Genomic DNA, 19,323 nt, shown 5'->3' on the forward strand with positions numbered 1-19,323 from the left:
AAAAGCATGACTAGGAATACTATTGAATGTGGTTAGCTAAATCTTCCTGAGCTTTTTTATTTGACTCAGCTTTTTCTTTCAGCCATTTTTCATAGAGTTCTTGGTACTGTTTAGCAGTTACTGGCTCTTTTTGCAGTTCAACATATTTATAGTTGTCAGCATTTCCTTTATGACCAACAAATGAGAATGGGCCTGTAAACGGTACAGTCTTACGGAAGATTGGGTTGGCTCCGCCACTTTGAACTGGTAGGAAGAGGGCGCTATCTGTCAACCAAGCTTGGGCGTCAGCATATTTTTCATAGCGAGCATTAGTATCTGTGATTTCAGCATCTGCCTGATCCAAGAGTTTCTTGTAGTCAGAAAGACCAATCTTATCCTTAACTTCCTTGTCTTTTCCTTCAGACAAGCCCATGTTTTTCAACTGAGAACCTGTCTCTGGATCAAGGATAGCTAGGTAAGTCTTCGGATCTGAGTAGTCTCCACCCCATCCTGAGATGTCGATATCGTAGTCTTTTTGTTCTGCTGTATCTGCAAAGTAGGTTGCCTGATCTTTTTCATCTGGAGAAAGTTGGATAACATCGATAACTACATTCTCCTTACCAAGAGTGGCTTCTACTGTTTGCTTGAAAGAACCAGCCTGTTGCACATCTAACTTAGCAGTCTGGTCAACTGGCATATCCAAATGAATTGGGAAGGTTACTCCCTGAGCTTGCAGACTTTCTTTAGCCTTAGCAAATTTCTCTTTGGCCTTGTCAGGGTTCAAGAAAGCTTGCTTACCATCGTTTAGGTTGATATTTGCCCAATCTTTACCGTAGTTGACAATTTTTTCATTGACAATATCACCGAAGTTCTTATCTCCAACTTGGACAAAGTTACTTGGTGTAATCGTGTTACGCAAAATACGGTCTGCTCCATCTTCACCATTTGTCTGCGCTGCATAAGCATGACGGTCAAAGGCAAAGTTGATAGCCTGACGGAAATCTTTATTCTGCATAGCTGCGCGTGCATCTGTCTTTTCCTTATCAGACTGTTTCATAGTCTGCTTGTAGCTTTGGCGATTGACGTTGAAAAGATAGTAGAAGGTAACTGAGTTTTGTGGTGTATAGGTAATCTTGTCCTCATTTCCCTTCTTGAGTTCAGCAAAGACTGAGCTGGTTGGGAAAATACGACCATCTGTATAGTTACCATCCAAGAAACCTCTAGCAATGCTGTCTTGGTCAGAACCATCAAAGAATGAAAGTTTCACTTTCTCGATTTTGACATTGTCCTTATCCCAGTAATTAGGGTTTTTGTCAAATTCAATCAAAGATTTTGAGGTGAAGGACTTAAACAAGTAAGGACCATTTGACAAGATACTTGATGGTGTCACACTTCCAAAGTCATCTCCCTTAGACTTCAAGAAGGCTTCATTTACAGGACTAAGAATACTTGCTGTTGTTTTAGAGTTCCAATAAGTCTCAGGTTGGATGAGGGTGTATTGGAGGGTGTAATCATCCACTGCCTTCACACCAACAGTTCCAAAATCGGATGTTTTCCCTTCAACATAGTCTGCTAGCCCCTTGATAGAGTCTTGTACCAAGTACAAGTTTTCAGCTTTTTTATCAGCCGCATACTTGAGACCTGTCACAAAGTCATGAGCCGTTACATCCGCATACTCTTCTCCTTCCGAAGTGTACCATTTAGCTCCCTGACGAATTTTATAAGTGTAAGTCAAACCATCTTTTGACACAGTCCATGACTCAGCCATAGATGGAATGAGATTGCCATACTGGTCATTTTCCAACAAACCATCAATCAAGTTAGTTGTGATACTAGATGTAGAGTCTCGTGTAGAGGTAATGTAATCCAAGGTATCTGGGTTATTGACAAAGATATAAGAGTAAGTCTTGTCTGCATTGCTTGATTGGGAAGACCCACATGCCGCTAGAGCTAGACCCGCTGTCAAAGCCATAGCTCCAAAAAGCATAACTTTTGATTTCTTCATGATTATTCTCCATTTTTTACAGTATGTGAAATATTATACACCATTTGAGCAAAAATATAAAGCCTTTTGTACTTTTTTACAAAAATAAAAATCAGTAGACTCGAGTTCCTACTGATTTTTGATATAGTTCGTTTGGATTATGCAGCCAAAACTTTGCGTCCTTTACGACGACGAGCTGCCAATACGCGACGACCGTTTTTAGTTGACATACGGTTACGGAATCCGTGTTTGCGCGCACGACGAAGTTTACTTGGTTGATAAGTACGTTTCACGATGAATACCTCCTCATAGATTTTGTATTCGTTTAGCCGGCTATAAAGTGATCAGTTACTAAACATACTTTACTATTCTATCTGATTCTTTCACTTTTGTCAATAGCTCTAGGCAAATGTTTCCTGCTTTTTAGCGCTTTTTCGAATGTAAGCCCTATCTACGATACTGTTTCAAGAAACGAGTCATTTTTTCTTGGATTTGGGCTAATTCATCAACACGAGGAAGGTAAACGATACGGAAGTGGTCTGGTTCCTGCCAGTTAAAGCCTCGACCATGAACCAAGAGAACCTTTTCCTGCTTCAAGAAATCAAGAACAAACTGCTCATCATCATCGATACGGTACATATTGCGGTCGATTTTAGGGAAGATATAGAGTCCAGCCTTGGGTTTAACAGCAGACAAACCTGGAATATCTTGAATGGCATTATAAATGAAATTTCTTTGCTCATAAATTCGTCCACCAGGAAGAAGTAATTCATCGACTGATTGGTGACCACCCAAGGAAGTTTGTACGACTTGTTGGGCCAAAACGTTAGAGCAAAGGCGCATATTGGATAGCATATTGAGCCCTTCGATATAGCCTTTAACATGTGTCTTAGGACCAGACAAGACCATCCAACCCACGCGGAAACCAGCGATACGATGAGATTTTGACAGACCATTCATGCTAACACAGAAGACATCTGGTGCCAAGCTCGCCACAGGCGTATGCACATGTCCATCCATGACCATGCGGTCGTAAATTTCATCCGCAAAGATAATCAAATCGTTTTGACGGGCAATCTCAATAATCTCCAACAAGAGTTCCTTAGGATAAAGGGCTCCAGTTGGGTTGTTTGGATTGATAAGGACGATTGCCTTGGTATTGGAAGTGATTTTTGACTTGATATCGTCAATATCTGGATACCATTCTGCAGCTTCATCACAGATATAGTGAACGGCATTTCCTCCAGCTAGGCTGACAGCTGCTGTCCAGAGAGGATAGTCTGGCATTGGCACCAAGACCTCATCTCCGTTGTCCAAAAGCCCCTGCATGGACATAACAATCAGCTCACTGACACCATTTCCAAGGTAAATATCATCAATATCCACATTTGGGAATTTCTTCAGCTGGCAATACTGCATGATGGCTTTACGGGCTGAGAAAATCCCCTTGGAATCAGAATATCCTTCACTATCACGCGCATTCATAATCAAGTCATGAATGACCTCATCTGGCGCTGTAAAGCCAAATTCTGCTGGATTTCCTGTATTCAGACGTAAAATCTTTTCTCCGTTTGCTCGCATCCGCATAGCTTCTTCCAAAACAGGACCACGGATATCATAAGCAACATGTTCTAACTTACTAGACTTGTTATATTCTTTCATCTTGTTTCCTCAATTCATCAGGATAGTAACATTATACCACTAGAAAGAAAATGCGACAAGTTTACTGAAATGTGTTACTAAAATCCTATAGAAGAAAAGCCTCGCTAAAAGCGAGGTCAAGACAGGGGAGATAGCAGGTGTTTTGCGAAAGACATATCACATACCAAAAGATAAACCTAGAAAAAGCAAGCCTAGAAAAGAGTCATAGAGAAGATTGAACATGAGGAAGAGTCCCCATATCATCAAGTAATCCCAACGCCCACTTCGTTTTGCAACTAGGAATAAGATTAGATGGTAGAGTACATGAAAGACTAAAAATCCGATAAAACCTGGATAAAGAAACGGTACCAGACTCTCTAATTGCCAGATCATGATAACTTCTACCAAGACTGACACTAGGATAATTCCATAATAAAGGAAATTTGATTTTTTTGTTTCTTGAAAAGAGTTTTTCATCATTCTCCCTCCCTTCACTTCTTTCCTGCTATCCTTTCTTTTATTTTATCATATATTTATATAGATTTTAAGTGCTAACATTCTTTTAAAAAATACTTTTTTTGCTTTACTTCTATAGTGAAAAGGTTTACAATTATAGTAAGAAAATTTCAGGAGGTTTCATTATGGCACAACGTTACCAAAATATCATGGTCGCAATCGATGGTTCTAAAGAAGCGGACTTGGCTTTTGTCAAGGGAGTTCATTCTGCTCTACGAAACGACGCTAAACTCACCATCGCACATGTCATTGACACACGCGCTCTCCAAAGCGTATCCACCTTTGATGCTGAAGTTTATGAAGAACTCCAAGTCGACGCTGAAAGTCTGATGAAAGAGTACGAAAAACGTGCTAAAGATGCTGGTGTGGCAGATGTTCATATCGTCATTGAAATGGGAAATCCAAAGACCCTACTGGCACGTACTATTCCCGATGCTGAAGAAGTGGACCTCATCCTCGTTGGCGCAACTGGTCTCAACGCCTTTGAACGCCTCTTGGTCGGCTCTTCATCTGAATACATCCTCCGCCATGCTAAGGTTGATTTGCTGGTGGTGAGAGAACAAGAAAAAACCTTATAATCACGAAGAAAAGGAGCTCAGCGCTCCTTTTTATTTACTTTTTGTTTCTCTCTTTATGGCGTTCATAAGCCTTGAGCTGACGCTGCAGTTCCTTTTTAATAGCAGGTTCTGGAGCATATTTTTCTTCCCAATCATCTGGTTTTAAGATTTTATGGGTCACTGGATCAAAATGAGCCTTGCCATCTGGAAAAATTTTCCCCATATTGGCCTGATGAACGATATCAAAAATACGTTCTGGATCCACTCCCATCAAGACAAAACTACCGTAGGTGAAGTAAAGCGTGTCAATCAAGGCATCCACTTGCCCTATCAAATCTTGCTGGGCAGGCGTCTTCTTGGCTACTTTATCTGCTGCCTTATCAAGAGCTTGATGAAGTTGCGATAGAGCTTGACCAAAGTCCTCTTCAGAAGGACTGGCAGCTCTAACAAACTCCACCAATTCTTCTATTTTAAAGCCAGCCCTGTGGGTTGCACCTTCTAAATCCCAAGCTCGAGGTTCTTCTTGGGTTCGTTCATCCATCATGTGGTGGAAGGTCTTGACCTTATTGAAATGATAGTCACGGCTGACAAAGACTTTTTCTGAGGACAGAACACCAAAATGTTCCAGGGCCTTGTGGATTCCGTCTTGCTGATTGCTGGTAGTGATGTGCTTGGCAACTTCCTTGACACTGCTACTACCATTTCCCATAGCGACCGACATACCGACACCCGCCAGCATTTCTAGGTCGTTATCTGAGTCACCAAAAGCCATGACTTGGTTGAGGTCAAAGCCATATTCTTTTCCGACTCGACGTATACCTTCCAATTTAGAGTTTCCTTGATTGATGACATCCGCTGCAAAAGGATTGCTACGTGTCAATTTCAAGTCTTCAAAATCAGCTGCCGCCTTCTCAGATTCTTCCGGTGTCATCAGCATCAAAACTTGGTAGATAGGCTGATTCATCAGATGAAGCAGGTCTTCTTCCTTTTGGGGAACAACCTTGCTGACCATACGATTAAAGGAATGACTCACTGTTCGAGTTAAAACAGAGGGAATGAAGCGACTGATTCGTTGGGAAAAAGAACCCAAACCAAAGGACATGATTTTGGAACCCAACATGGCATCCTTGGTCCCTAATGCAATCTCCTTGCCCTCTTTTTTAGCATACGTAATAAGCTGACGCAAATGTAACTTGGAAATTGGGCTCGTGAACAAGACTCTGTCTTTAGTAAAGATATACTGGCCATTGTAGGTTACCGCAAAATCTAGGTCCAAATCGTCCATCAATTCCTTAACAAAAAAAGGTCCTCGTCCTGTCGCTACACCGACAAGCACCCCTTGTTCTTTGACAATCTTAATCGCGTCCTTAGTGGATTTCAAAACACTCTTGCGATCGTTGACCAAGGTTCCATCGATATCAAAAAAAACAGCTTTGACTTCCATCCTATCCCAATCTCCCCTTTTGTGATACAATGATTATACCACATTTCAGAAAGAGTGAGTAAATCATGCCTAAGAAAATCCTTGTTTTACATACGGGAGGGACTATTTCCATGCAGGCCGATGCTTCTGGCGCTGTTGTGACGAGTTCAGATAATCCCATGAACCATGTGTCCAACCCACTTGAAGGAATCCAAGTCCACGCCTTAGACTTTTTTAACCTGCCAAGCCCCCATATCAAACCCAAGCATATGCTAGCCCTCTACCAGAAAATTAAAGAGGAAGCTGCTAACTACGATGGAGTGGTAATCACACACGGGACCGATACTTTAGAGGAAACAGCCTATTTCCTTGATACCATGGAAGTTCCCCATATGCCTATCGTTCTAACAGGGGCCATGCGTAGCTCTAACGAACTCGGCAGCGACGGTGTTTATAACTATCTGAGTGCTTTACGGGTGGCTAGCGATGACAGGGCTGCTGACAAAGGGGTTTTGGTTGTTATGAACGATGAAATCCATGCTGCCAAGTATGTTACCAAAACGCATACGACCAACGTCGGCACCTTCCAGACCCCAACACATGGGCCACTTGGTCTGATTACGAAGCGGGAAATCCTCTACTTCAAAACAGCTGAACCTCGTGTTCGCTTTGACCTTAATCACATACAAGGCTTAGTCCCTATCATCTCTGCTTATGCTGGTATGACAGATGAGCTGATTGATATGCTGGATTTGGAACAATTGGACGGTTTGATTATCCAAGCCTTCGGAGCTGGTAATATTCCCAAAGAAACGGCTCAAAAATTAGAAAGCCTTCTACAAAAAGGAATCCCAGTCGCCCTGGTTTCACGATGCTTTAACGGTATCGCTGAGCCTGTTTATGCCTACCAAGGTGGGGGCGTGCAGTTGCAAAAGGCCGGTGTTTTCTTTGTCAAAGAACTCAACGCCCAAAAAGCCCGCTTGAAACTCCTCATTGCCCTCAATGCCGGACTAACAGGACAGGCTTTGAAAGACTATATGGAAGGGTAAGTCTCTTCTCCAGAAAGCAAAATCAGGAAATCTTCACGATTCCCTGATTTTTTCTATTTACGTTTTCGTGTTGAACGACGTTCTGTCAAACCATGAGGCAAGAGAACTTCACGTTCTTCCAACTCTTCCTTGTGCATAATCTTAGTCAACATACGCATGCTAATAGCACCAAGGTCATAAAGAGGTTGGGCGATAGTTGTCAAGTTTGGACGGGTAAAGCGTGAGATTTGTGAATCATCACTAGTAATGATTTCAAACTCTTCTGGCACAGACACACCCTTATCAGCAAGGCCGTTCAAGACACCTGCTGCCAATTCATCACCTGTTACAACTGCTGCAGTTGCGTTTGATGAAATCAAGCGTTCTGCCAAGGCATAACCGTCTTCATAAGTGTATTTGGATTCAAATACCAATCCTTCGCTATAAGAAATACCTGCTTTTTTCAAGGCTTCCTTGTAGCCAACCAAACGAACCTTACCATTGATATCATCCACTAGTGGACCGCTAACGAAAGCAATGCGCTCATTTTCTTTAGCAAGGTAGGTTACTGCATCAATCGTTGCTTGTTTGTAGTCAATATTGACACTTGGAAGCTGATGTTCTACATCCACAGTTCCTGCAAGAACAACTGGTGTTCGAGAACGAGAAAACTCTGAACGAATTTTTTCAGTCAAGTGATAGCCCATAAAGATGATACCATCCACTTGCTTAGAAAACAGGGTATTGACAACTGAAACTTCCTTGTCATCGTCCTCATCACTATTAGCAAGGACGATATTGTACTTGTACATTTCAGCGATATCATCAATCCCTTTAGCAAGCGTTGAGAAATAGCCATTGGTAATATTTGGGATCACCACACCGACAGTGGTTGTCTTTTTACTTGCAAGACCACGCGCCACAGCATTTGGACGGTAATCCAAACGATCAATCACCTCAAGCACTTTTTTACGAGTATTCTCTTTTACATTCTTATTGCCATTGACTACACGGCTAACCGTCGCCATTGAAACTCCTGCTTCACGGGCGACATCATAAATCGTTACTGTATCGTCTGTATTCATTCCATTTCCTTTCTATATCATACCTCACGAGACTCCCAAAAAGAGACGGTATGAAAATTTCGTTTTCATGATTCCACTTATTCCATTTTATCACTATTTGTAAACACTTTCAAGTATTTTTTGAAGATTGTTTGAAAAAAATTTCATAGGAAGCTATGTTTATGAAGAAAAAATCACCTTTTCTTGATTTTTAATCCTATTTGCTGTATGATAAGGAAAAAGAAAGGGGGCAAAAATATGGCTTTTACCAATACCCACATGCGGTCAGCTAGTTTTGGCATTGTTACCAGCTTGCCTGATGATGTCATTGACTCTTTTTGGTATATCATCGACCATTTCTTAAAAAATGTCTTTGAATTGGAGGAAGAACTCGAGTTTCAATTGCTCAATAACCAAGGAAAAATTACCTTCCACTTCTCAAGTCAACATCTCCCTACAGCCATTGATTTTGATTTTAACCATCCCTTCGACCCTCTTTATCCCCCGAGAGTCTTGGTTTTAGACATGGACGGTAGAGAGACTATCCTCCTCCCAGAAGAAAATGACCTATTTTAAAAACTCTAGCCTTCAGTTACAAACGACTGAAAACTAGAGTTTTTTCTATTTTTTCAAAGCATTATACAAGTTGCGGATCGGTTGCTTTAATGTCGGATGGATAAAATGAGGCGCAATTTCCTGTAAGGACTCAAGGACAAAAAGGCGTTCCGCTATGTAAGGATGAGGCAAGATGAGGTCGTCTGTATAAAGAATCTGATCCTCTACAAAGAGCAAGTCCAAATCAATCAAACGAGGCCCCCAATGTACTTCTCTCACCCGTCCCATCTCTGACTCAATGGCTAACAAGGTCTCTAATAGAACTGGGGCCGGCAACCAGGTTTCAACCTCAACCACTTGATTAGCAAAGCTATCTTGCTCCACACCACCCCAAGGCTCCGTCGTCAAGACACTGGACTCTTTGAGAATTTGGATACCTCGAGCTCGCATTTTCTCAATGGCTTGTTTCAAGTTTGCTTGTTTATCTCCCATATTGCTTCCTAGAGCGATAAAGGCTCGTTGCTTGCGGCGATGGATGGTTACTGAGCAAGTATCTAGTGGCAAATGAACCGGCGCCCAAGGTTTTTTCAGTTCCAGCTTGATTTCTTGGACAAGAGGATAAGTTTCAAAGGTACGTTCTACCAGTTTGTAGGCTACCGTTTCAATCAAGTCCTCAGTTGTTTCCTGAAACCAAGTCGTCCACTGCTGACACAGTTCTCCGTAATGGACAGAGGCTGTTAAATCCAAGTCTGTAGCCGCCTTGGTCATATCATAGGATAGGATAGCTGAAACGACAAACTTCTGCCCCAATTCTTTCTCACTCGGAAAAAGACCATGATAGGCAAAAATTTCCAAATCCTTAATCTGCAGTTGATCCATAATGATTCCTTTCTAGAAAAATCCGCTTGAAGCGGATTCTTTTTATACTCAATGAAAATCAAAGTGCAAACTAGGAAGCTAGCCGCAGGCTGCTCAAAACACTGTTTTGAGGTTGCAGATGGAAGCTGACGTGGTTTGAATTTGATTTTCGAAGAGTATTATAGTCCCATTAAACGATAAGCCTGGTCTCGAAGGTCCTTATCTGTTTCAAATAGACCACGAGCTACTGTCGTCAAGGTTGCAGTGCCTGGTTTTCTGACACCACGCATGCTCATACACATATGTTCCGCCTCAATGACAACAAAGGCTCCTTTAGCACCTAGATACTCCATCAAAGCATCGGCTACTTCGATATTCAAACGTTCTTGAATTTGTGGTTTTTTCGAATAAACTTCAACCGTACGGGCTAGCTTAGACAAGCCTGCCACACGACCATCTGGAATATAGGCAATATGCGCTTTCCCATAAAATGGCAAGAAGTGGTGTTCACACATGGTATGGAAAAAGATATCCTTTTCTACTACCATATTATCGTCAATAATCTCAAAGGATTTTGACAAATGTTCCTCCGCTGTTTGACCAAGACCTGAAAAAATCTCTTGGTACATACGAGCAACACGAGCAGGTGTTTCCTGCAAGCCCTCGCGATTAACGTCTTCTCCTACAGCCTCGATAATCATTTTTACAGCTGCTTCAATCTTTTGTGTATCCATTCTCGTTTTTCCTCTCCATCAGATAGGCTCTCACTTGGCTCAAAAAATACAAGGAACCTGTGACAATCCTAACTGTTTTTTTCTCTTCTTTTTTATCTGTCAATTTCTGCTCTAGAAAATCCTGCCAACCTTGGTAGCTGAGATTTCTAGACTTAGCTGCCTCTTTCAGCACGCTTTCATCAGTCGCCCGACTATCGTCAAAATGTGTCAGGGTAAGCTCGGTATCTGGCATGACCCCCAGCAAGTCCAACATATCCTCCAAGGCCTTGGTTTTGATACAAGTAAAGAGGATTTCCTTACGATAATCCGCAAAGCGTTCTTGCAAGGTTGCTACTAAAGACTTGATAGCATGGGGATTGTGGGCTCCATCCAAGATCATCAAGGGGTTCCTTGACACGACCTCCAGACGCCCCGGCCATCTTGTTTCTTCCAAAGCTTGAGCAAGCAGGTCATTGCTTGCTAGTTCTCGCCCATCTTCTTGACAAAAAGTATCAAGTAGAGCTATGGCCATCCCAGCATTCTCTATCTGGTGCAAACCAAGCAGGCCAGTCTGGAAGCGACCTTGTCTGACAACACTTGTATAGTCAAAGACTTCACCCGTTACCACACTCTTTTGATGACTAACCTGATAATCTGCCCCGTAGGCAAGTCTCGGTACATCTTTCCCTTCCGCAATGCGGTCAATCACAGCCAAAGCTTCTGGAGCGATACGACCTGTTACCAAGGGAATACCTTGTTTGATAATACCAGCTTTCTGCTCTGCTATGGCTTCCAAGGTGTCACCAAGTAGGGCTACATGGTCCAATCCAATAGTCGTAATTCCTGTCAAAATGGGCTGACAGACATTGGTACTATCTAAAAGCCCACCCATGCCGACTTCCATGATAGCCACATCTACTTGCTCTGAAGCAAAGTAGTCATAGGCTATGGCTGTGATAATCTCAAACTCGGTTGTGCCCTGTAAACTAGCGGCTGCTCCCCCCTCCAGCAAAGACTGATAGTCTGCCATGAGAGTTTCGAGTCTAGTCTCGGGAATGGATTCCCCATTGATACTAATCTGGTCTGTGTAATGAATGAGATAGGGCGAGCTGAAAACACCAACTCTCAGCCCTAGCTTTTCTAGCATATTTTTCAAAAAAGCAATGGTAGACCCCTTGCCATTGGTTCCTCCGATATGGATAACCTTGAGTTTGAGATGGGGATTTCCACGCAAAGCTAACAGTTCCACCATTCGTTCCAAGCCAAAATGCGGTTGATCCGTCCGGTAGTTAGCAATCCACTGATTGTTTTCAATTTCTTTCATCTTATTTATATTGTTTTAAATCTAAATTTTCCGCTTCATCAGCCAATCGAATGGCTGATGCAATTTCAACTGCCATCTTGTGACTGGCTACGTCATGCACGCGCACCACTTCCACACCCTGTCTCGCAGCGATACTGGTTACATGAGCCGAAGCCGTGTCCCTATTGCGGAAACCAAGTTCTGTCTCAGGATTGACTTCAAAGCCATTTTCTTCAAGGATATTGATGACAAACCGCTTACGCGACACTCCAAGAAAGATTGGATAGCCCTTCTGATGTAGTTTATCCAGATCCCGTAAAAGAAGCAAATTTTCTTTCTTGGTCAGACCAAAGCCGATTCCTAGATCCAACAGGATATTTTCTTGTGCGATTCCAGCTTCGTCCGCTCTCGATAGGGCTCTGTCAAAGAAAGCCTCCATCAAGTCTTCAATTGGCATTTTTTCAAAGTCAGCTAACTCTTTTTCTGTAAAGGTTTGACCAAAACCAAAATGAGGGAAGATGAGCGAGCTAGGGTGCTGAGGTCGCGCCATGACTGGATTAAACATAATGACTACTTTCGCACCAGCCTTAGCAACCACATCTGCCATTTTCTCATCACCCATAAGACCAGTGATATCATTAACTAGATTAGCACCAGCAGCCAAAGCAGCCTCTGCCACCTGGCTCTTCCAAGTATCGATAGAAATAAGGACATCACTTTCCTTACGAATTGCTTTAATCACTGGAACAACACGCTGGATTTCCTCTTCTATCTCAACATAAACATAGCTACTGCCCGGGCGAGTTGATTCTCCACCGATATCTAGCATGCTGGCTCCTTCTGCTATCAATTTACGAGCCTGCTGGAGTGCCTGCTCAAGAGCAAAAAATTGACCACCGTCCGAAAAGGAATCTGGGGTTACATTGATAATTCCGCAAATAGCTGTCTTTGCATGATTTACTTTAGTTGACATATCGGTCACTCCCTCAAGGCTTTTCACCATATTATTTCTCTATTTTACCATAAAAAGAAAAAGATGGACACGATTGCATTCATCTTTTTCCCAGTAGAAACAAGTAAGCAATTGTCAAAAATATTAAACAGAAATCCCTAATGTCCGACTCAAAATTACCACGAGAGTCAACAAACAGAAAACAACCCCATTCACAATCATGTGAAGTAAGATAGACATTTCCAAACGTTGGGTCTTGTAAGCCGTCCAAGACAGAACGATCGACATACCTCCATAAATCAATAAAGAAGGTAAATTACTTGGTTGATGCAATAAAGCAAACACAATCGTACCGACTACAAATCCCAAGTTCTCCTTGCCTCGGAAAATCTTTTTAGGAACAATTCCCCGACACAAGATTTCCTCACAAATCGGAGCAAGCAAGGTCAATAAGAAGAAACTGGAAATCAGAGAACTATTCTGAACCATATCGTTAATCTGAGACTGGTTACTTGTTGTCGTCTCATTTGACAGTTGTAACAAGATAGAACCAAGTATATTTGAACAGATAATGACTAAATAACTCAAGCCCAATCGTGCCAAATCCTTAGCTCTAAAAAATGAAAAATTGAAACTTGCTAATTGCGTTTTACGAGCTCCAATAATAAATAGCACCAGAACCACAATCGAAATACCAGCAACTATCAGTCCTGACTGTAATAGCGGTACTTCTCTTAAGGTTAAAATAGCAGTAACCCCTATAGGAATCTGATATAAGATTGTCGCCAGCAAAAAGATTAACAGCCAGCCTGCACGATTCAATAATTCTTTCCACATACTTTTCTCTTCCATCATTCATCTCCTAGACTTTGTATTAAAAAAAGGGGGAAATCCCCCTGGGTTATCCTATTATAAGGCCATGCTGATGTAGTTAAGGATAAACAAGGCATCCAAAATCCAAATCATGACATGAACATCTTTAGCTTGACCTTTGACAAGCTTAGTCAAAGTGTAAGTCAAGAAACCAACTGCAATCCCTTGGGTGATAGAGTAGCTGAATCCCATAAAGATAGATGTGAAGAAAGCAGGAACCGCTTCAGACATATCGTCCCAATGGATATTTTTCAAGCTAGCCAGCATCATAATCCCAACGATAATCAAGATTGGAGCTGTAGCGGCTGTTGGTACAATCGCTAGAAGTGGACTAAAGAAGCTTGAGATTGCAAAACAGATTGCCACGACCAAGGCTGTCAAACCAGTACGTCCACCTGCACCGATACCAGCAGCAGACTCAACATAAGTCGTTACGTTCGAAGTACCAGCGATGGCACCAATTGAAGTACCAATCAAGTCAGAGTAAAGAGCCTTGTCCAACTTAGCTGATTGGTGATTTTCACCATTTGTCGCTACGATACCAACTTTTTCACCTGTACCAATCAAGGTACCAATCGTGTCAAAAATATCTGTCAATGAGAAGGCAAGAATGGCCATCAGAGTTTCAGGCAAGCGAGCTGTATCTGAGATCAAAGCTCCCAAACCTTCTGAACCAAGAGCTGCACCAAAGACTGTCTTCAAGTCTTCAAAGGCTGCACCAACATGGTTATTAGCAAAATCGATACTAGACAAATCTACCAAACCAACTGCGATAGCAAGAACAGTTGTTGTCAAGATAGAGAGGATAATTCCTCCTTTAATCCCTTTAATGACAAAGAAGATTGTAATAGCAAGTCCTGCAAGAGCCACCAAAACAGCTGGATTATTAAAGCTGACCAAGCCTGGAACTGCTGAAGCATTTGCTGTAATCGCTGCTTGAGCCTTATCAGCCCCTTCTCCTGCAACCGTGTAATTTCCTGGATCGATAGAGAATTTCAAAAGTCCAGCATTCTTAATTCCCACGTAGGCAAGAAAGACACCGATACCAGCTGAAATTGCTGAGCGAAGAGCATTGGGAATCGATTCAATGATCATTTTACGAACATTTGTCAAGGTAATAATCAATGAGATAATTCCACAGATGAAGACCATAGCCAAGGCTTCTTGCCAAGAATACCCGAGCCCAAATACAACTGTAAAGGTAAAGAAGGCATTGAGTCCCATACCTGGCGCTTGAGCATATGGCAAGTTAGCGTAGAAGGCCATCATCAGGGTACCAGCAACTGCACCGATAATCGTTGCGAGGAATACACCCTGAGCAGGCATTCCTGTTTGCGAAAGAATTTGTGGGTTTACAAAGAGAATATAGCTCATTGCAAAGAAAGTTGTTAAACCAGCGAGAACCTCTGTACGAACGTCTGTACCGTTCTCTTTTAGTTTAAATAATTTGTCCATTATCAATCTCCTTTTAATTTTTACGAACAATAATAGAATTATATCATTTATCATTCACTTTTTCAATATCTTTGTTTGATTTATTTAAGAATTTGATGAAATTTCTTTTTTGGTTTCGAATCTGCTTTTCTGCCTGCTTTCTGTTATAATAGTAGACATCTTATCTGAAAAGACACTAGAAAGGTCCCTATGACGAAAAAAATTATTGCAGTTGACCTGGATGGAACCCTGCTCAACTCAGACAGTCAAATTTCTGACTTTACCAAAGAAACTATCAAAAAAGTTGCTGAAAAAGGCCATCAGGTTATTATTACGACAGGTCGCCCTTACCGTATGTCAAAAGATTTTTACCATGAACTAGGCTTAAACACTCCTATGATTAATTTCAACGGCTCCCTTACTCATTTACCAGACCAAGTTTGGGATTTTGAAAAGTGTTTGACTGTAGACAAAAAATATCTGCTAGACATGGTTCGACGTTCAGAGGACATTCAAGCAGATTTTATCGCTGGAGAATACCGTAAAAAATTCTACATTACAAATCCTAATGAAGAAATTGCCAATCCCAAACTATTTGGTGTAGAAGCTTTCCAGCCTGAAGATCAATTCCAGCCTGAGTTGGTAACCAAGGATCCTAACTGTATTCTGTTGCAGACCAGAGCTAGTGACAAGTATGCCTTGGCAAAAGAAATGAATGCCTTCTACCAGCATCAACTTTCTATTAATACTTGGGGTGGTCCGCTCAATATCCTTGAGTGTACCCCAAAAGGTGTCAACAAAGCCTTTGCTTTGGACTACTTGCTCAAGGTAATGAACCGTGACAAAAAAGATTTGATTGCTTTTGGAGATGAGCACAATGATACCGAAATGCTCGCTTTTGCTGGGAAGGGCTATGCCATGAAAAATGCCAATCCAGACCTACTCCCCTATGCAGATGAGCAAATTGCCCTGACCAATGACCAAGATGGGGTTGCCAAAACCCTGCAAGACTTATTCTTATAGTCCATACTGATACTCAATGAAAATCAAAGAGCAAACTAGGAAGCTAGCCGTAGGCAGTACTTGAGTACGGCAAGGCGAAGCTGACGTGGTTTGAAGAGATTTTCGAAGAGTATGACCAGCTCGCGAGCTGGTCTTTGTGCTCTTTTCACAGTCTCATCAACCAGTTAATCGATTGTTCTACTTTTTGCCTCCAAAACCTTGGAAAAGGCTTTCTTTTGTGATATACTTCACATATAAATACAAGAGAGCTCGTCACACTCGACTCTGTTGACACAAAATCAATCCAGTCCTGTCTCTCCTGCTCTCAGTTAATATCAAGGAGGATAGCTATGAAAGCTGTTGTTGTAAATCCAGAAAGCACTGGTGTTGCTATTGAAGAAAAAGTACTCCGTCCACTTGAAACTGGGGAAGCACTTGTAGAAATTGAATACTGTGGCGTTTGCCACACTGACCTTCACGTTGCCCATGGCGACTTCGGTCAGGTACCAGGACGTGTCCTAGGACATGAAGGTGTTGGTATCGTTAAAGAAATTGCTCCAGATGTGAAAAGCCTTAAAGTCGGTGACCGCGTCAGCGTTGCTTGGTTCTTTGAAGGATGCGGCACTTGCGAATACTGTACAACTGGCCGTGAAACTCTTTGCCGTACAGTAAAAAATGCTGGCTACTCAGTAGATGGTGGTATGGCTGAACAATGTATCGTAACTGCAGACTATGCTGTCAAAGTTCCTGACGGACTTGATCCAGCCCAAGCATCTTCTATCACATGTGCTGGTGTAACAACCTATAAAGCTATAAAAGAAGCAAAAGTTGAACCAGGCCAATGGGTTGTTCTTTACGGTGCTGGTGGACTTGGTAACCTAGCTGTTCAATACGCTAAAAAAGTATTCAATGCTCATGTCATCGCAGTTGATATCAACAATGACAAACTCGCCCTTGCAAAAGAAGTTGGTGCGGACATTGTTATTAACGGCCTCGAAGTTGAAGATGTTCCTGGACTCATCAAGGAAAAAACTGATGGAGGAGCTCATTCAGCTGTCGTAACTGCTGTATCTAAAGTTGCCTTCAACCAGGCTGTTGACTCAGTTCGTGCCGGTGGTCGCGTCGTCGCTGTTGGTCTTCCTTCTGAAATGATGGAACTAAGTATCGTAAAAACAGTTCTAGATGGAATCCAAGTCATCGGTTCTCTTGTAGGAACTCGTAAAGACTTGGAAGAAGCCTTCCAATTCGGTGCAGAAGGTTTAGTAGTTCCAGTTGTTCAAAAACGTCCAGTAGAAGATGCTGTAGCCATTTTCGACGAAATGGAAAAAGGTCAAATCCAAGGACGTATGGTACTTGATTTTACCCACTAATTTAATAGAAACCTATTTTAAAAAGTTGGAATGCGCTTCCAACTTTTTTATATTAAATTTTTAAATATGGATTCAAGTTCGCCTCTCGAAAGTTTAATATATCAACATTTGTAAAGAAAGCCTTTTTAATTTTTTATGATAAATAGTTGCTTTTTATATGAAAACGATTTATACTTAAAGAGTCTTAAAGTTTTCTTAAACGAAAACTAAAACAAAAAAGGAGGAATGACAATAATGAGTATCGGAATCATTATTGCGAGCCACGGCGAATTTGCTGCGGGTATTCATCAGTCAGGATCTATGATCTTTGGTGAACAAGAAAAGGTTCAAGTTGTAACCTTTATGCCAAATGAAGGTCCTGATGATCTATACGCTAAGTTTAATAACGCTGTTGCTGCATTTGACGCAGAAGATGAGGTTCTAGTTTTGGCTGACCTTTGGAGTGGATCTCCATTCAACCAAGCTAGCCGCGTGATGGGAGAAAATCCTGGGCGTAAGTTTGCCATCATCACAGGACTGAACTTACCGATGTTAATTCAAGCCTACACAGAGCGCCTCATGGACGCTGCTGCAGGTGTAGAAAAAGTCGCTGCGAATATCATTAAAGAAGCCAAAGATGGAATCAAGGCTCTTCCAGAAGAGCTAAACCCAGTTGAGGAAGTAGCAAGCGCTGCAGCTGCTCCAGTTGCCCAAGCTGCTATTCCAGAAGGAACTGTCATCGGAGACGGTAAACTCAAAATCAACCTTGCCCGTCTAGACACTCGTTTACTTCATGGTCAGGTTGCAACTGCTTGGACTCCAGATTCAAAAGCAGACCGTATCATCGTTGCTTCAGATAACGTAGCTAAAGACGAATTACGTAAAGAATTGATTAAACAAGCAGCTCCAGGTAAAGTGAAAGCAAACGTTGTTCCTATCCAAAAACTAATCGACGTTGCAAAAGATCCTCGCTTCGGAGGAACACATGCCCTTATCTTGTTTGAAACACCTCAAGATGCCCTTCGTGCTATCGAAGGTGGCGTGCCAATCAAAACTCTTAATGTTGGATCAATGGCTCACTCAACTGGTAAAACAATGGTTAACAACGTTTTGTCTATGGATAAAGAAGACGTTGCTACATTTGAAAAAATGCGTGACCTTGGTGTTGAATTTGATGTACGTAAAGTACCAAACGACACCAAAAAAGATTTGTTTGACTTGATCAACAAAGCAAACGTGCAATAATCGATTTTATGAAAGGATTTTAAAGATGTCTATTATTTCTATGGTTTTAGTAGTCGTTGTAGCCTTCCTAGCAGGTCTTGAAGGTATCCTCGACCAGTTCCAATTCCATCAACCAATCGTAGCTTGTACCCTCATCGGTCTTGTTACTGGTAACCTTGAAGCAGGGATTATCCTTGGTGGTTCTCTTCAAATGATCGCCCTTGGTTGGGCTAACATCGGAGCTGCCGTAGCTCCTGACGCTGCTCTTGCTTCTGTTGCTGCTGCCATTATCATGGTTCTTGGTGGCGACTTTACTAAGACAGGTATCGGTGTTGCCCAAGCGGTTGCTATCCCTCTTGCAGTTGCTGGTCTATTCTTGACTATGATTGTCCGTACACTCTCTGTCGGATTGGTTCACACTGCTGATGCTTCTGCTAAAAAAGGTGACTTCAAAGCAGTTGAACGTGCTCACTTTGTCGCACTTCTTCTTCAAGGTCTTCGTATTGCAGTCCCTGCAGCACTCCTTCTAATGGTACCAACTGAAACAGTACAAAGCATTCTAAATGCTATGCCTGATTGGCTCAAAGATGGTATGGCTATCGGTGGTGGTATGGTTGTTGCCGTTGGTTACGCTATGGTTATCAACATGATGGCAACTCGTGAAGTATGGCCATTCTTCGCTATCGGTTTCGTGCTTGCTGCCGTGTCAGATATTACTCTAATCGGATTTGGTGCTATCGGTGTTGCTATCGCTCTTATCTACCTTCACCTTTCTAAAACTGGTGGAAACGGTGGCGGTGGAGCCGCAACTTCTAACGACCCAATCGGCGATATCCTAGAAGACTACTAAGATAAGAAAGGACTGAAA

General features: G+C 42.1%; 19 protein-coding genes. 7 read left to right on the forward strand and 12 right to left on the reverse strand.

Features of this window, described 5'->3' with window-relative positions; all coding sequences use genetic code 11:
- Positions 1-19: 19 nt before the first annotated feature.
- From O3601_RS05760 to O3601_RS05775, 4 genes are all read right to left on the reverse strand, one after another.
- A complete protein-coding gene (locus O3601_RS05760) occupies positions 20-1,984 on the reverse strand; it encodes a peptide ABC transporter substrate-binding protein (RefSeq protein WP_371471675.1) in 1,965 nt (654 codons plus the stop codon).
- A 137-nt stretch (positions 1,985-2,121) separates the two neighbouring features.
- On the reverse strand, positions 2,122-2,256 hold the full coding sequence (rpmH, locus tag O3601_RS05765) for a 50S ribosomal protein L34 (RefSeq protein WP_000831905.1): 135 nt from the start codon (positions 2,254-2,256) through the stop codon (positions 2,122-2,124).
- Positions 2,257-2,410: 154 nt separating this feature from the next.
- Positions 2,411-3,625 (reverse strand): pyridoxal phosphate-dependent aminotransferase, encoded by a 1,215-nt coding sequence (locus tag O3601_RS05770; RefSeq protein WP_000666455.1) that lies wholly within the window; start codon positions 3,623-3,625, stop codon positions 2,411-2,413.
- Between the two features lie 156 nt (positions 3,626-3,781).
- Entirely contained in the window at positions 3,782-4,084 is a 303-nt protein-coding gene (locus O3601_RS05775; RefSeq protein ID WP_049524945.1) for a hypothetical protein, read from the reverse strand.
- Between the two features lie 161 nt (positions 4,085-4,245).
- Between O3601_RS05775 and O3601_RS05780 the strand changes: the two genes are divergently transcribed.
- Positions 4,246-4,698 (forward strand): universal stress protein, encoded by a 453-nt coding sequence (locus O3601_RS05780; RefSeq protein WP_000079148.1) that lies wholly within the window; start codon positions 4,246-4,248, stop codon positions 4,696-4,698.
- 34 nt (positions 4,699-4,732) lie between these two features.
- Here the strand turns inward: O3601_RS05780 and O3601_RS05785 are convergent, their stop codons facing one another.
- Positions 4,733-6,121, reverse strand: a complete 1,389-nt coding sequence (locus O3601_RS05785; protein WP_261040151.1) for a Cof-type HAD-IIB family hydrolase — start codon at positions 6,119-6,121, stop codon at positions 4,733-4,735.
- A gap of 65 nt (positions 6,122-6,186) precedes the next feature.
- Here O3601_RS05785 and O3601_RS05790 point away from each other — a divergent pair, with 65 nt between their 5' ends.
- Positions 6,187-7,149 (forward strand): asparaginase, encoded by a 963-nt coding sequence (locus tag O3601_RS05790; protein ID WP_261025656.1) that lies wholly within the window; start codon positions 6,187-6,189, stop codon positions 7,147-7,149.
- A gap of 53 nt (positions 7,150-7,202) precedes the next feature.
- On the opposite strand, the gene ccpA is transcribed toward O3601_RS05790, so the two are convergent.
- Positions 7,203-8,213, reverse strand: coding sequence for a catabolite control protein A (gene ccpA / locus O3601_RS05795; RefSeq protein ID WP_001090627.1), 1,011 nt, complete (start codon positions 8,211-8,213; stop codon positions 7,203-7,205).
- Positions 8,214-8,450: 237 nt separating this feature from the next.
- Between ccpA and O3601_RS05800 the strand changes: the two genes are divergently transcribed.
- Complete coding sequence (locus O3601_RS05800) at positions 8,451-8,768, forward strand: DUF960 domain-containing protein (RefSeq protein ID WP_000886035.1); 318 nt, start codon at positions 8,451-8,453, stop codon at positions 8,766-8,768.
- 45 nt (positions 8,769-8,813) lie between these two features.
- Here O3601_RS05800 and folK read toward each other — a convergent pair whose 3' ends face one another.
- The 6 genes from folK to O3601_RS05830 form a co-directional block, all read right to left on the reverse strand.
- On the reverse strand, positions 8,814-9,626 hold the full coding sequence (folK, locus tag O3601_RS05805; RefSeq protein ID WP_261025655.1) for a 2-amino-4-hydroxy-6-hydroxymethyldihydropteridine diphosphokinase: 813 nt from the start codon (positions 9,624-9,626) through the stop codon (positions 8,814-8,816).
- Positions 9,627-9,784: 158 nt separating this feature from the next.
- Positions 9,785-10,339 carry a GTP cyclohydrolase I FolE gene (folE, locus tag O3601_RS05810; RefSeq protein WP_049541070.1) on the reverse strand — a complete coding sequence of 185 codons (555 nt, stop codon included), beginning with the start codon at positions 10,337-10,339 and terminating at the stop codon, positions 9,785-9,787.
- Positions 10,320-11,642 (reverse strand): bifunctional folylpolyglutamate synthase/dihydrofolate synthase, encoded by a 1,323-nt coding sequence (locus tag O3601_RS05815; RefSeq protein WP_261025654.1) that lies wholly within the window; start codon positions 11,640-11,642, stop codon positions 10,320-10,322. The genes folE and O3601_RS05815 overlap by 20 nt, the downstream gene beginning before the upstream one ends.
- Position 11,643: 1 nt before the next feature.
- Positions 11,644-12,624, reverse strand: coding sequence for a dihydropteroate synthase (gene folP / locus O3601_RS05820; protein WP_261025652.1), 981 nt, complete (start codon positions 12,622-12,624; stop codon positions 11,644-11,646).
- 93 nt (positions 12,625-12,717) lie between these two features.
- Entirely contained in the window at positions 12,718-13,425 is a 708-nt protein-coding gene (locus tag O3601_RS05825) for a CPBP family intramembrane glutamic endopeptidase (RefSeq protein WP_261040154.1), read from the reverse strand.
- Positions 13,426-13,482: 57 nt separating this feature from the next.
- On the reverse strand, positions 13,483-14,901 hold the full coding sequence (locus O3601_RS05830; protein WP_000359256.1) for an NCS2 family permease: 1,419 nt from the start codon (positions 14,899-14,901) through the stop codon (positions 13,483-13,485).
- Positions 14,902-15,090: 189 nt separating this feature from the next.
- On the opposite strand from O3601_RS05830, the gene O3601_RS05835 reads away from it, so the two are divergent.
- The 4 genes from O3601_RS05835 (at position 15,091) to O3601_RS05850 (ending at position 19,305) form a co-directional block, all read left to right on the forward strand.
- Positions 15,091-15,903, forward strand: a complete 813-nt coding sequence (locus tag O3601_RS05835; RefSeq protein WP_261040155.1) for a Cof-type HAD-IIB family hydrolase — start codon at positions 15,091-15,093, stop codon at positions 15,901-15,903.
- A 329-nt stretch (positions 15,904-16,232) separates the two neighbouring features.
- On the forward strand, positions 16,233-17,252 hold the full coding sequence (gene adhP, locus O3601_RS05840; protein WP_000649145.1) for an alcohol dehydrogenase AdhP: 1,020 nt from the start codon (positions 16,233-16,235) through the stop codon (positions 17,250-17,252).
- A 234-nt stretch (positions 17,253-17,486) separates the two neighbouring features.
- Positions 17,487-18,476 (forward strand): PTS sugar transporter subunit IIB, encoded by a 990-nt coding sequence (locus O3601_RS05845; protein ID WP_261025639.1) that lies wholly within the window; start codon positions 17,487-17,489, stop codon positions 18,474-18,476.
- A gap of 25 nt (positions 18,477-18,501) precedes the next feature.
- Entirely contained in the window at positions 18,502-19,305 is an 804-nt protein-coding gene (locus tag O3601_RS05850; protein WP_000022716.1) for a PTS mannose/fructose/sorbose transporter subunit IIC, read from the forward strand.
- The last annotated feature ends 18 nt before the right edge of the window (positions 19,306-19,323 follow it).

The organism is Streptococcus sp. 20925_1_69 (assembly GCF_041432365.1).
GTDB lineage: Bacteria > Bacillota > Bacilli > Lactobacillales > Streptococcaceae > Streptococcus.

Excerpts from the sequence above, each read along its gene's own strand:
- O3601_RS05760 (WP_371471675.1), bottom strand. The coding sequence starts at position 1,984 with ATGAAGAAATCAAAAGTTATGCTTTTTGGAGCTATGGCTTTGACAGCG.
- O3601_RS05770 (WP_000666455.1), bottom strand. The coding sequence starts at position 3,625 with ATGAAAGAATATAACAAGTCTAGTAAGTTAGAACATGTTGCTTATGAT.
- O3601_RS05775 (WP_049524945.1), bottom strand. The coding sequence starts at position 4,084 with ATGATGAAAAACTCTTTTCAAGAAACAAAAAAATCAAATTTCCTTTAT.
- O3601_RS05780 (WP_000079148.1), top strand. The coding sequence starts at position 4,246 with ATGGCACAACGTTACCAAAATATCATGGTCGCAATCGATGGTTCTAAA.
- O3601_RS05785 (WP_261040151.1), bottom strand. The coding sequence starts at position 6,121 with ATGGAAGTCAAAGCTGTTTTTTTTGATATCGATGGAACCTTGGTCAAC.
- O3601_RS05790 (WP_261025656.1), top strand. The coding sequence starts at position 6,187 with ATGCCTAAGAAAATCCTTGTTTTACATACGGGAGGGACTATTTCCATG.
- ccpA (WP_001090627.1), bottom strand. The coding sequence starts at position 8,213 with ATGAATACAGACGATACAGTAACGATTTATGATGTCGCCCGTGAAGCA.
- O3601_RS05800 (WP_000886035.1), top strand. The coding sequence starts at position 8,451 with ATGGCTTTTACCAATACCCACATGCGGTCAGCTAGTTTTGGCATTGTT.
- folK (WP_261025655.1), bottom strand. The coding sequence starts at position 9,626 with ATGGATCAACTGCAGATTAAGGATTTGGAAATTTTTGCCTATCATGGT.
- folE (WP_049541070.1), bottom strand. The coding sequence starts at position 10,339 with ATGGATACACAAAAGATTGAAGCAGCTGTAAAAATGATTATCGAGGCT.
- O3601_RS05815 (WP_261025654.1), bottom strand. The coding sequence starts at position 11,642 with ATGAAAGAAATTGAAAACAATCAGTGGATTGCTAACTACCGGACGGAT.
- folP (WP_261025652.1), bottom strand. The coding sequence starts at position 12,624 with ATGGTGAAAAGCCTTGAGGGAGTGACCGATATGTCAACTAAAGTAAAT.
- O3601_RS05825 (WP_261040154.1), bottom strand. The coding sequence starts at position 13,425 with ATGGAAGAGAAAAGTATGTGGAAAGAATTATTGAATCGTGCAGGCTGG.
- O3601_RS05830 (WP_000359256.1), bottom strand. The coding sequence starts at position 14,901 with ATGGACAAATTATTTAAACTAAAAGAGAACGGTACAGACGTTCGTACA.
- O3601_RS05835 (WP_261040155.1), top strand. The coding sequence starts at position 15,091 with ATGACGAAAAAAATTATTGCAGTTGACCTGGATGGAACCCTGCTCAAC.
- adhP (WP_000649145.1), top strand. The coding sequence starts at position 16,233 with ATGAAAGCTGTTGTTGTAAATCCAGAAAGCACTGGTGTTGCTATTGAA.
- O3601_RS05845 (WP_261025639.1), top strand. The coding sequence starts at position 17,487 with ATGAGTATCGGAATCATTATTGCGAGCCACGGCGAATTTGCTGCGGGT.
- O3601_RS05850 (WP_000022716.1), top strand. The coding sequence starts at position 18,502 with ATGTCTATTATTTCTATGGTTTTAGTAGTCGTTGTAGCCTTCCTAGCA.